Annotated in this window: 8 protein-coding genes; 5 read left to right on the top strand and 3 right to left on the bottom strand. The window is 63.5% G+C overall.

All coding sequences use genetic code 11. From position 1 onward, the window contains the following. The first annotated feature begins 58 nt into the window (after nucleotides 1–58). The 4 genes from FA94_RS13795 (at nucleotide 59) to FA94_RS13780 (ending at nucleotide 5,793) form a co-directional block, all read left to right on the top strand. Nucleotides 59–427 (top strand): MliC family protein, encoded by a 369-nt coding sequence (locus FA94_RS13795; protein WP_035551969.1) that lies wholly within the window; start codon nucleotides 59–61, stop codon nucleotides 425–427. A gap of 321 nt (nucleotides 428–748) precedes the next feature. Next, a complete protein-coding gene (locus tag FA94_RS13790; RefSeq protein ID WP_035551966.1) occupies nucleotides 749–2,401 on the top strand; it encodes an acetolactate synthase large subunit in 1,653 nt (550 codons plus the stop codon). 43 nt (nucleotides 2,402–2,444) lie between these two features. Further along, complete coding sequence (locus FA94_RS13785) at nucleotides 2,445–3,881, top strand: aldehyde dehydrogenase family protein (RefSeq protein ID WP_035551963.1); 1,437 nt, start codon at nucleotides 2,445–2,447, stop codon at nucleotides 3,879–3,881. Nucleotides 3,882–4,284: 403 nt separating this feature from the next. Beyond that, nucleotides 4,285–5,793, top strand: a complete 1,509-nt coding sequence (locus tag FA94_RS13780) for a DEAD/DEAH box helicase (protein ID WP_035551960.1) — start codon at nucleotides 4,285–4,287, stop codon at nucleotides 5,791–5,793. A 248-nt stretch (nucleotides 5,794–6,041) separates the two neighbouring features. On the opposite strand, the gene gluQRS is transcribed toward FA94_RS13780, so the two are convergent. The 3 genes from gluQRS to FA94_RS13765 form a co-directional block, all read right to left on the bottom strand. Further along, nucleotides 6,042–6,941 (bottom strand): tRNA glutamyl-Q(34) synthetase GluQRS, encoded by a 900-nt coding sequence (gluQRS, locus tag FA94_RS13775; protein ID WP_035551957.1) that lies wholly within the window; start codon nucleotides 6,939–6,941, stop codon nucleotides 6,042–6,044. A gap of 37 nt (nucleotides 6,942–6,978) precedes the next feature. Next, on the bottom strand, nucleotides 6,979–7,842 hold the full coding sequence (locus FA94_RS13770) for a sulfurtransferase (RefSeq protein WP_035551955.1): 864 nt from the start codon (nucleotides 7,840–7,842) through the stop codon (nucleotides 6,979–6,981). Nucleotides 7,843–8,125: 283 nt separating this feature from the next. Further along, the gene (locus FA94_RS13765; protein ID WP_035551952.1) at nucleotides 8,126–8,317 is read right to left on the bottom strand and encodes a hypothetical protein; all 192 of its coding nucleotides are present in this window, start codon (nucleotides 8,315–8,317) and stop codon (nucleotides 8,126–8,128) included. Here FA94_RS13765 and dnaE point away from each other — a divergent pair. After that, on the top strand, nucleotides 8,307–11,891 hold the full coding sequence (gene dnaE / locus FA94_RS13760) for a DNA polymerase III subunit alpha (protein ID WP_035551949.1): 3,585 nt from the start codon (nucleotides 8,307–8,309) through the stop codon (nucleotides 11,889–11,891). The two genes, FA94_RS13765 and dnaE, sit on opposite strands and share 11 nt — an antisense overlap. The last annotated feature ends 177 nt before the right edge of the window (nucleotides 11,892–12,068 follow it).

Raw genomic sequence — 12,068 nt, 5'->3', positions numbered from 1 at the left:
TCGCGCCATCGGCATCGCGCCACGCATCGGCGGCAAGCAGCAACTAACGAGGCTTCCTATGAAGAAATGGCTTGTTGCAGTCACCACGGCGGCCGGTCTCGCGGCGCTCTATGGCAACGCGTGCGCCGAACCGTTACGCCTCGCCGAGATTCAAACCAAAAACCGTCAGACGCATAAATACACCTGCGCGACCGGCAAGATTCTGCAGGTCACTTACTGGAACACGGCCAACGGCCAGAGCTTTGCGCTCGTGCCCGTGAAGGGTCAGCAATTGCTGTTCGTCAACACGCTGTCGGCGTCCGGCGCAAAATACCAGGCTGGCAGCTACACGTGGTGGACCAAGGGGCCGCGCGCCGACCTGTACGACGCGACAGACGGCGAAAACGCACCGCCCATGCTGTCCGACTGCGTCACCATCAATCGCTGACCGCGATGCGGCGGCCTTGCGTGTCAACGCCGCCTGTTTTGATTGCTTCGCCTGCGCTGCCTGCTTCGCCCGCGTCACCTGCGTTACCCGCATCGCCTGCTTCTCCTGCGTCACCCGCCTTCCGCCGCGCGGCACTGCCCGCCCGCACACATCCTTTCCGTTCGAGTAGTAAGCTGTCCGGCGTGGCATGCACCACGCCGTTCCGCCATGCCGCGCGTTCTCCGCGCGACTGCTGTCGTCTTCGATCGTCCGTTTCGTCCGTTCCCGGACCCTGACGGCCGGGCTCACGGCCCGCGTCCGTTTCATCAAGCGAGACCCTCCATGAAAGCATCGGACCTGTTCGTCAAATCGCTGGAAGCCGAAGGTGTCGAGTACGTGTTCGGCATTCCCGGCGAAGAAAATCTCGATCTGCTCGAATCGCTGCGCCGCTCCAAAATCCGTCTGATCCTCACGCGTCACGAACAGGCGGCCGGTTTCATGGCCGCCACTTACGGGCGTCTCACCGGCCGCCTGGGCGTCTGTCTGGCCACGCTCGGCCCGGGCGCGACCAACTTCGTGACCGCCGCCGCGTACGCGCAGCTCGGCGGCATGCCGATGCTGATGGTCACCGGCCAGAAGCCGATCAAGTCGAGCAAGCAGGGCCATTTCCAGATCGTCGACGTGGTGCGGATGATGGAGCCGCTCACCAAGTACACGCGGCAGATCGTTTCGATCGGCAATATCCCGGCGGCGGTGCGCGAGGCGGTCCGGCAGGCGGAAGAAGAACGGCCCGGCGCCACTCACCTCGAGTTGCCCGAAGACGTCGCGCATGAAGAGGGCGACGGCAAGCCGATCCCGAAGAGCTTCAGCCGCCGTCCGGTGGCCGAGGAAAAAGCGGTGGCGCGCGCGGTCGAGGCGATCAAGAGCGCGAAGCATCCGCTGCTGATGATCGGCGCGGGGGGCAATCGCAAAACCACCACCAGGATGCTGCGCGAGTTCGTCGACCAGACCGGCATTCCGTTCTTCACGACGCAGATGGGCAAGGGCGTGATCGACGAATCGCATCCCATGTGGCTCGGCAACGCGACCTTGTCCGACGGCGATTTCGTGCACCGCGCGATCGATCACGCCGACTGCATCATCAATGTCGGTCACGATGTGATCGAGAAGCCGCCGTTCTTCATGCGCAGCGGCGAAGCGGGCGAAAAGACGGTGATTCACGTCAATTTTCTCGGCGCGGAAGTGGATACGGTGTACTTCCCGCAGATCGAAGTGGTCGGCGATATCGCCAACGCGGTGTGGCAACTGAAGGAAAGTCTGAAGGAACGTCAGGAGCATTGGGACTTCACGCGCTTTAAGGAGATCAAGCAGCACTTCGAGGCGCATCTGGTCAAAGGCCAGCACGACGACCGCTTCCCGATGTACCCGGTGCGGATCGTCAACGACGTGTACGAGACCGCGCCGGTGGACGGCATCGTGTGTCTGGATAACGGCATGTACAAGATCTGGTTCGCCCGCTATTACCGCGCGCACGAACCGAATTCGCTGCTGCTCGACAACGCGCTGGCGTCGATGGGCGCGGGCTTGCCGTCCGCGATTGCCACCAAGATCGTGCACCCGGACCGCAAGGTCATGGCCGTGTGCGGCGACGGCGGCTTCATGATGAATTCGCAGGAACTGGAAACGGCGGTGCGCCTGAAGCTCGATCTGGTGGTCCTGATTCTGCGCGACGACGCGTTCGGCATGATCCGCTGGAAGCAGGAAAACATGAATTTCCCGGACTACGGCATGACGCTGGCGAATCCGGATTTCGTGGCCTATGCGGAGAGTTATGGGGCGAAGGGACACCGGATCGAATCGGCGGCGGAGTTTGCGCCTTTGCTGCGCGAATGCTTCGTCACGCCGGGCGTGCATGTGATCGATCTGCCGATCGACTATTCGGATAACGAGCGCGTGTTGAACCGCGAGATCAAGCGGTTGAGCGCGCAACTGTGAGCACTGTGAGCACTGTCAGGCATTGGAACCAGGAGAGCGTGTCATGTTGAACAAGACTTACCCGTACTACCTCGCCAACGAAGCCGTGGCGGCCAACACCGATCTCGAAGTCACCGACAAATTCAGCGGCGAAGTGGCCACCCGTGTGGCCATGGCCGACGTCGCCGCGATCGACCAGGCGATCGGCCATGCGGTCGCGGCGATGCCGGCCATGCGCGCCTTCCCGCCGTTCAAGCGCCAGGCGGTGCTCGAACATTGTGTGAAGCGTTTTCGCGAGCGTTACGACGAACTGGCGCTGGCGCTGTGCATCGAAGCCGGCAAGCCGATCAACGACTCGCGGGGCGAGGTCACGCGGCTGATCGACACGTTCAAGGTGGCCGCGGAGGAATCGGTGCGGATCGACGGCGAGATCATCAATCTGGAGATTGCGCCGCGTGCCAAGGGCTTTCACGGCTATGTGAAGCGCGTGCCGATCGGGCCGTGTTCGTTTATCTCGCCGTTCAATTTCCCGCTGAATCTGACCGCGCACAAGGTGGCGCCGGCGATCGCGGCGGGCGTACCGTTCGTGCTGAAGCCGGCGAGCCGCACGCCGGTCGGCGCGTTGATCATGGGCGAGATTCTGGCGGAAACCGATCTGCCGAAAGGCGCGTTTTCGATTCTGCCGGCGCATCGCGACGGCGCGGATCTGTTCACCACCGACGAACGTTTCAAGCTGCTGTCCTTCACCGGCTCGCCGGCGGTGGGTTGGGATCTGAAGAAAAAGGCCGGCAAGAAGAAGGTGATTCTGGAGTTGGGCGGCAACGCGGCCGCGATCGTCGACGGCGATCAGGGCGGCAAGCTCGACTACGTGGTGGACCGGCTGGCGTTCGGCGCGTTCTATCAGTCGGGGCAGAGCTGTATCGGCGTGCAGCGGATTCTGGTGCATGCAAGCCTCTACGACGCGCTGCGCGAGAAACTGATCGCGAAGACGAAGTCGCTGATCATGGGCGATCCGAAGGACGAAAAGACTTTTGTGGGCCCGATGATCTCCGAATCGGAATCCAGACGCCTCGCCGGCTGGATGGACAGCGCGGTGCAGGCGGGCGCGAAGATCGTCGCCGGCGGCAAGGTGGAGGGCGCGATGTTCGAGGCTACGCTGCTCGAAGGCGTGAAGCGCGATAGCGACCTGTATCGCAAGGAAGCGTTCGGGCCGGTGGCGATCCTCGAGCGTTTCGACGACTTCGGCGCGGCGCTCGCCACCGTCAACGACAGCGACTTCGGCCTGCAAGCCGGTATCTTCACGGATTCGCTCGCGAATGCGCACCGCGCGTGGGACGAACTCGACGTGGGCGGCGTGGTGATCAACGACGTGCCGTCGTTCCGGGTCGACAACATGCCGTACGGCGGCGTGAAGGATTCCGGGCTGGGACGCGAAGGCGTGCGCTACGCGATCGAGGACATGACCGAATTGCGCCTGATGGTGATGCGCGAAACCTGGTAAGCGCGGGTAAATGGTGGTTAGCCCCCAGTGAGCGCAGGCTGTCACGGAACTGTCGCCTGCGCGCACTACGCTCGCCAGCGAGGCGCGGCGGTGTTTTGCCGGGTTTGGCTGGTGTTTGCTGAAATTCGCACCGCATTGCCGGTCCGCGGACAGCGAGCGGCGGTGCGGCTTTCGCCGGCGTAAGCAGAAAGCCGGCAGATGCGCCATGAGTGTTTTTGCTGAAGTGCTACAATACCGGCCTTTCCGGCGGGTGTTTCCGCCGGCCGGAGCCGGCCGCATTTTTTCCTGCAATACCAACGGGTCCCGTGCGGAACGCCGTGGCTCCGCCTTCATCACAATGCCCTCTGCGGTTCCGACCGCTGCCGCGCGCACGCGCCAAGCGCATTTATTAGCGAAAGCCACCATGTCCGACACAGCCGTCACGCCCAGCACTGCGACTTTTGATCAATTCGGCCTCGCGCCCGATATCCTGAAAGCCGTCAAAGAATCGGGCTACACCACGCCTACGCCGATCCAGGAGCAGGCGATTCCCGTCGTGCTGGCCGGCCGTGACATGATGGGCGCCGCGCAAACCGGCACCGGCAAGACCGCGAGCTTCTCGCTGCCGATCATCCAGCGGCTGCTGCCGCAGGCGAGCACGAGTGCTTCGCCGGCCCGCCATCCGGTGCGCGCGCTGATTCTCACGCCGACCCGCGAACTGGCCGACCAGGTCGCCGCGAACGTGCAGTCGTACGCGAAGCACACGGCGCTGCGCAGCACGGTGGTGTTCGGCGGTGTCGATATGAACCCGCAGTCCGAAGCATTGCGCCGCGGCGTCGAAATTCTGATCGCCACGCCGGGCCGCTTGCTCGACCACGTGCAACAGAAAACCGCCAATCTCGGCCAGGTGCAGATTCTGGTGCTCGACGAAGCCGACCGCATGCTCGACATGGGCTTCCTGCCGGATTTGCAGCGCATTCTGAATTTGCTGCCGAAGGAACGTCAGACGCTGCTGTTCTCGGCCACCTTCTCGGGCGAAATCAAGAAACTGGCCGCCACGTATCTGCGCGACCCGCAGACTATCGAAGTCGCGCGCAGCAATTCCACCGCGACCAACGTGACGCAGATCGTCTACGAAGTCGCGGAAGGCGATAAGACCGGCGCGGTCGTGCAACTGATTCGCGAACGCAGCCTCAAGCAGGTGATCGTGTTCTGTAACAGCAAGATCGGCGCAAGCCGCCTTGCGCGCAGTCTGGAGCGCGACGGCGTGGTCGCGACCGCGATTCACGGCGACCGTACGCAGAACGAGCGGATGCAGGCACTCGACGCGTTCAAGCGCGGCGAGATCGAAGCGCTGGTGGCGACCGACGTCGCCGCGCGCGGTCTGGATATCGCCGAACTGCCGGCGGTGATCAACTTCGATCTGCCGTTCAATGCGGAAGACTATGTGCACCGGATCGGCCGTACCGGCCGCGCGGGTGCGTCGGGCGACGCGTTGTCGCTGTGCAGCCCGAACGAGCGCAAGCAACTCGCCGATATCGAGAAGCTGATCAAGCGTCCGCTGGACGTGCAGCATCTGACGGTGAATACGCCTGTGCGTCATCATCATGAAGAGCGCGCGCCGCGCCGTGAGCGCAGCGAAAGCCGCGGCGAAGGCCGTGAGGGTCGCGAAGGCCGTGATGAGCGCGGTGCTCGCCGGCGTTCGGGTCCGGCGTCGTCGGGTTCGTTCGATCGGCCGCATCATCATCGCGCGCAGCCGGTGGACGATTTCTTTCTCAAGCCTTATGAGCCGTCGCCGGCTTCGGTTCGCAAGGTCGAAGAGGCTGCGGCTTCTTCCGCTGCCGCGCCGCAGAAGTCCGGTTCCAAGCAGCCTTTGGCGGCGTTGCTGGGTGGGTTTGGGATGCCGCGGAAGTCGACTACTCCGTCTTCCTGATCGCGCGGATGCGGATGGTGGTCTTTGCAGGTTGATCGGCGCTGCGCCCTATGCCCCGAGCGGGGCGGCAGCCGATAGTTTTAGGCCGGACAGGTTGGTCATCGCGGCGGTTTCTCTGTAAATCGCCCTTTGTTTTTTGCTTCGCGCTTTTCTTCTTTTTTCTTCGCTTTCTGCTTCGTTTGGCGCCGCTCGGGTTCGGTTCTACTGGGCTCTCGGTCCGGTCGCCAGGCAGAAACTCCCGCCCGCATTCACTCGCTTATTCCCATTCGCTTGGCCCATGCTGCCGTGGCGGCCGCGTAGAAGCATTCCAGCGTTGCTGCCGGTTTTTGGCCGTTCGTCGTCAGGCCGAGGTCGAGGCCGAGATGCCGCGCCGCGGCGTTCAGCGCGTCGAGCGGCTGGTCGTCATCGAGCGCGGTCGCGCCGTTCTGCTTGCTGAGTTTTTCGCCGTGTTCGTTCGTGACCACGGGCACGTGCAAATAGTGCGGCGTCGGCGCGCCAAGACAGCGCTGCAGATAAATCTGCCGCGCCGTCGAATCCATCAGATCCGCGCCGCGGACAATATGCGTGATGTTGTCGTCGGCATCGTCAACCACCACGGCCAGTTGATACGCCCATTGATCGTCCGCGCGCCGCAGCACGAAATCGCCGACTTCAGTGGCCAGGTTCTGCGTCTGCGGACCCTGCCAGCGGTCCTGGAAGGTGATGACGGCCGCATCGCCGTCGGGCACGCGCAGGCGCCACGCGCGCGCCGGCTTGCCATGCAGGCCGGTGCGGCAAGTGCCGGGATAAGCGAGAGTCGTATTGCGCGCATGTGCGTGCAGCAGCGAGTCGGCGATCTCCTTGCGCGTGCAGCCGCACGGATAGATCAGTCCGGTGGACTTCAACTGTTCCAGCGCCTGCAGGTAGCGCGGCATGCGACGGCTTTGCCAGACCGGCGGCTCGTCCGCGTGCATGCCGAAACGTTCGAGCGTCGAGAGAATGCTCTCGGCGGCGCCCGGCACGGTGCGCGGACCGTCGATATCTTCGATGCGAACCAGCCAAGCGCCGCGATGCGCGCGTGCGTCGAGCCAACTGGCGAGCGCGCTGACCAGGGAGCCGAAATGCAACGGCCCGGTAGGCGATGGCGCGAAGCGCCCGCGATAGGTCATGGCTGGGTGATCCGCACCGCCGGCATGTCCGCCCGCATTACGCCGCGTGCGCGGCCTTGCCGTCCGGATGGCAAGCGGGGCACGTCTTGCCCGCCACGTACAGCGGCGACTGCTGCGCCTCGGGCGGCACCACCGCGCGACAGCCGAAGCACTGCACGGTCGACGTGGGTTCCAGTTGCGGATTCAACGCGGTGCGGTAATCGAACACGAAGCAGTCGCCTTGATAATGCGCACCGCCCACTTCCTCGAAATACTTCAGGATGCCGCCTTCGAGCTGATACACGTTCTCGATGCCGACTTCCTTCATGTGGATCGCGGCCTTCTCGCAGCGAATCCCGCCGGTGCAGAACGACACGACGGTCTTGCCTTCGAGGTCGGCGCGGTTCTGCTCGATCACCTCGGGAAATTCGCTGAATTTCGAAATGCGGTAGTCGAGCGCGTTCTCGAAGGTGCCGACGTCGACTTCGAACGCGTTGCGCGTGTCGAGCATCACGACCGGGCGCCCCTGGTCGTCGTGACCGCGGTCCAGCCAGTGTTTCAGCGTGGGCGCGTCGACGAACGGCGCACGGCCGAGTTCCGGGCGGATCGCCGGCTTCTTCATGGTGATGATTTCGCGCTTGAGCTTGACCAGCATGCGCGTGAACGGCTGCTTGTCGGACAGGCTTTCCTTGAATTGCAGCGTGGCGAACTTGCCTTCGAACAGCGCGTCGTGACGGATGTAGTCGATGAACGCGTCGGTCGTCTCACGCGTGCCGGCGACGAACAGGTTGATGCCTTCCGGCGCGAGCAGCACGGTGCCGCGCAGGCCGAGCGCGTTGCAGCGATCGGTGACGAACGGGCGCCACGCGGCGGTGTCTTCGATGGTCGCGAAATGGTACGCGGAGAGGTTGACGATACTCATGTGTGTTCAGCGGTAAGAGGTGGCCGGCGGCGCGGAGAACGGAGCGAGTGAGGCTGCCCGCGGTTGGGCGCTCACGTTTGGCCTCCGTTTGGACCTCGTTTGGCGCGGCCACGTCGAATAGGGCGAAACCCGTATTATCCCTCAACCCGGCACTTTCCCCGACTCGGCCGAATGGCCAGGGATTTGCGCTAGCGCAAATCGTCCGTGATCTCGTGGCGCGTTGCGGCCGGTTGTCAACAACGGCGGGGCGAATTCACGCGGATTCACGCGAATTCACGCGAATTCACGCGAATTCGCGCAAGGTTTTTTTGACGCCGCGGGCGAGCGGCGTCGCTCTCACGTGACCGTCGCAATTGTCAAAAATAGCGCGGAGCGCCAGTGCATAAAGGCTGCCGCGTTCGTGTCCTAAGCCGAACGGCCAACGCGCGGTTTTGGCCTGAAAACTCCCGGAGGGTGGAGTTACAATGTCGCCCATGTCAGATCCCCGCTTCGTTCATCTCCGCGTTCACTCCGAATTCTCGATTGCCGACGGCATCGTGCGTCTTGACGACGTCGTCAAGGCCGCTGCCAAAGACGGTCAGGGCGCGCTCGCCCTCACCGATCTCGGTAACGCGTTCGGCCTCGTCCGTTTCTACAAGGAAGCCCGTGGCAAAGGGGTCAAACCCATTGCCGGCTGCGACGTCTGGATCACCAATCCCGACGACCGCGACAAGCCTTCCCGTTTGCTGCTGCTGGTCAAAGACCGGCGCGGCTATCTGAATCTGTGCGAGTTGCTCAGCAAGGCGTCGCTCACCAATCAGTATCGCGGTCGCGCGGAAGTCGAGGCTGGCTGGCTCGAATCCGGCCTGGGCGAAGGCTTGCTCGCGTTGTCCGGTGCGCAGCACGGCGACATTGGCCTCGCGCTCGCGGCGGGTAACGAAGAAGCGGCCAAACGCAACGCATTGCATTGGGCGAAGGTCTTTCCGGGCGGCTTCTATATCGAGTTGCAACGGAGCGGTCAGCCGGGCGGCGAGCAGTACGTGCAGCAGTCGGTCGCGCTTGCCGCGGCGCTGAAGTTGCCGGTGGTCGCCACGCATCCCATGCAGTTCATGACGCAAGACGATTTCACCGCGCACGAAGCGCGCGTGTGTATTTCCGAAGGCGACATTCTCGCGAATCCGCGCCGCTCGAAGCGCTTCACGTCCGAGCAGTTTTTCCGCACGCAGGAAGAAATGGCCGCACTGTTCGCGGACATTCCGTCGGCGCTCGCCAATACGGTCGAAATCGCCAAGCGTTGCAATCTCACACTCGAACTCGGCAAGCCGAAGCTGCCGCTGTTCCCCACGCCAGACGGCATGTCGCTTGACGACTACCTGGTGCAGTTGTCGAAAGAGGGGCTCGAGAAGCGTCTCGAACAGTTGTACCCGGACGAGGCCGAACGCGAAGCGCAACGCGCAACGTATTACGCGCGCCTCGAATTCGAGTGCGGCACGATCATCAAGATGGGCTTTCCGGGCTACTTCCTGATCGTGGCGGACTTTATCAACTGGGCGAAGAACAACGGCGTGCCGGTTGGCCCCGGCCGGGGTTCGGGCGCGGGTTCGCTGGTCGCTTACGCGCTCGGCGTGACCGACCTCGATCCGCTGCGCTACAACCTGCTGTTCGAACGTTTCCTGAATCCGGAACGGGTCTCCATGCCCGACTTCGACATCGACTTCTGTCAGCACGGCCGCGATCGCGTGATCCAGTACGTGAAGGAAAAGTACGGTGCGGACGCGGTGTCGCAAATCGCCACGTTCGGCACGATGGCGGCGAAGGCGGCGGTGCGCGACATCGGGCGGGTGCTCGATCTCGGCTACATGTTCACGGACGGCATCGCCAAACTGATTCCGTTCAAGCCGGGCAAGCACGTCACGATTGCCGACGCGATGAAGGAAGAGCCGCTGTTGCAGGAGCGCTTCGACAACGAAGACGAAGTGCATCAGTTGCTCGAACTCGCGCAGCGCGTGGAAGGCCTCACGCGTAACGTCGGTATGCACGCGGGCGGCGTGCTGATCGCCCCCGGCAAGCTGACCGATTTCTGTCCGCTGTACACGCAGGGCGACGAAAGCGGCGTCGTGAGCCAGTACGACAAAGACGACGTCGAAGCCGTCGGCCTCGTGAAGTTCGACTTTTTGGGTCTGACCACGCTGACGATTCTCGACTGGGCCGAGCGCTATATCCGCCGTCTCGATCCGTCGAAGCAGGACTGGTCGCTCGCGCAGGTGCCGCTGGACGACGCGCCGTCGTTCTCGATCCTGAAGAAAGCGAATACGGTCGCGGTGTTCCAGCTGGAAAGCCGCGGCATGCAAGGCATGCTGAAAGACGCGCAGCCTGACCGCTTCGAGGACATCATCGCGCTGGTCGCGTTGTACCGTCCGGGCCCAATGGACCTGATCCCGAGCTTCTGCGCGCGTAAGCACGGCCGCGAAGTCGTCGAGTATCCGGATCCGCGCGTCGAATCTGTTCTGAAAGAGACCTACGGCATCATGGTCTACCAGGAGCAGGTGATGCAGATGGCGCAGATCATCGGCGGCTACTCGCTGGGCGGCGCCGACTTGCTGCGTCGCGCGATGGGTAAGAAGAAGGCCGAGGAAATGGCCGAGCATCGCGAGTTGTTCCGCCAGGGCGCCGCGAAGAACGGGCTGACCGGCGAAAAGGCCGACGAAATCTTCGACTTGATGGAGAAGTTCGCGGGCTACGGCTTCAACAAGTCGCACGCGGCCGCGTACGCGCTGCTCGCGTATCACACCGCGTGGCTGAAGGCGCACCATCCGGCGGAATTCATGGCGGCGAATATGTCGCTCGCCATGGACGACACGGACAAGGTCAAGATCCTGTTCGAAGATTGCCTGACGAACAAGATGGCGGTGCTGCCGCCGGACGTCAATCTGTCGGCGTACCGCTTCGAACCGGTCGCCGAGCCGGACGGCAAGCGCTCGAAAACGATCCGCTACGGTCTCGGCGCGATCAAGGGCAGCGGCCAGAACGCGATCGAAGAAATCCTGCGTGCGCGGGAAGACGGTCCGTTCATCGACATTTTCGATTTCTGCAATCGCGTCGACCGCCGTATCGTCAATCGTCGCACGGTCGAGGCGTTGATCCGTGCCGGCGCGTTCGACTCGCTGCATGCCAATCGCGCGCAGTTGATTGCCTCCGTCTCGCTCGCCATGGAGGCCGCCGAACAGGCGAGCGCCAATGCGCTGCAGGCGGGCCTGTTCGACATGGGCGACGCGCCGTCGCAAGGTCACGAACTGGTCGACGAGCCGGAGTGGGCGGAAAAGAAGAAGCTTCAGGAAGAAAAGGCCGCGCTCGGCTTTTACCTGTCGGGCCATCTGTTCGACGCGTACAAGAGCGAAGTGCGCCGTTTCGTGCGGCAGAAGATCGGCGAATTGAAGGAAGGGCGCGACAAGCTGGTCGCGGGCGTGATCGCGTCGCTGCGCACGCAGATGACCCAGCGCGGCAAGATGCTGATCGCGCTGCTCGACGACGGCACGGGCCAGTGCGAAGTGACGGTGTTCAACGAGACGTTCGAAGCCCACAAGCAACTGTTCAAGGAAGACGAACTGCTGGTCGTGCAGGGTCAGGCGCGTAACGACGCGTTCACCGGCGGCATCCGCTTTACCGTCGAGACGGTCATGGATCTCGGACGCGCGCGCTGCCGTTATGCGGAGGCCGTGAAGGTGGAGATGAACGGCAACGCAGACGCACTCGCGTTGCGGCGCGTGCTCGAAGCGCATAGCGCGGGTAAGGACGAACCGGCGGCGGCTCCGGCGCCGGTTGCGTCGGCGCGCGGTGGCAATGGTGGCGGGCGTAACGGCGGCGGAGGCGGCGGCTATGGCGGCGACAATGGCCGTCAGCGTCAGGCGGTGCAGATCCCGAACGGGCTGGCTGTGCAGGTGGTGTATCGCAGCGAAACCGCGCAGGGTGAAATGCGTCTGGGCGACGCGTGGCGCGTGAAGCCGACCGACGAACTCCTCGCGGCGTTGCGCGGCGAATTTGCCGGCAGTTCGATCGAAATCGTCTATTGATGGTTGGGTTGCCCGCGCCAGTGGCGCGGGCAAAACGAGCAGAGGGTTGGGCTACGGCTTATAGGGCTGCCGCTCAGGGCTTCGTACGGTCGCGGCGATGCGGCAGCAGCTGCCCGGACACGGACAAGCCTCGACAACCAGGCGGCGCAGCAAAACACACTCAAGCGGCACAGCAAC

The sequence above is a fragment of the Burkholderia sp. 9120 genome, from assembly GCF_000745015.1.
Lineage (GTDB): Bacteria > Pseudomonadota > Gammaproteobacteria > Burkholderiales > Burkholderiaceae > Paraburkholderia.
Note: the sequence above shows the minus strand (reverse complement) of the source record. Positions and strands in the feature narration are given on the sequence as shown.

Coding starts and splice junctions, on each gene's coding strand:
- gluQRS (WP_035551957.1), bottom strand. CDS start 6,941: ATGACCTATCGCGGGCGCTTCGCGCCATCGCCTACCGGGCCGTTGCAT.
- FA94_RS13790 (WP_035551966.1), top strand. CDS start 749: ATGAAAGCATCGGACCTGTTCGTCAAATCGCTGGAAGCCGAAGGTGTC.
- FA94_RS13780 (WP_035551960.1), top strand. CDS start 4,285: ATGTCCGACACAGCCGTCACGCCCAGCACTGCGACTTTTGATCAATTC.
- FA94_RS13770 (WP_035551955.1), bottom strand. CDS start 7,842: ATGAGTATCGTCAACCTCTCCGCGTACCATTTCGCGACCATCGAAGAC.
- FA94_RS13785 (WP_035551963.1), top strand. CDS start 2,445: ATGTTGAACAAGACTTACCCGTACTACCTCGCCAACGAAGCCGTGGCG.
- FA94_RS13795 (WP_035551969.1), top strand. CDS start 59: ATGAAGAAATGGCTTGTTGCAGTCACCACGGCGGCCGGTCTCGCGGCG.
- dnaE (WP_035551949.1), top strand. CDS start 8,307: ATGTCGCCCATGTCAGATCCCCGCTTCGTTCATCTCCGCGTTCACTCC.
- FA94_RS13765 (WP_035551952.1), bottom strand. CDS start 8,317: ATGGGCGACATTGTAACTCCACCCTCCGGGAGTTTTCAGGCCAAAACC.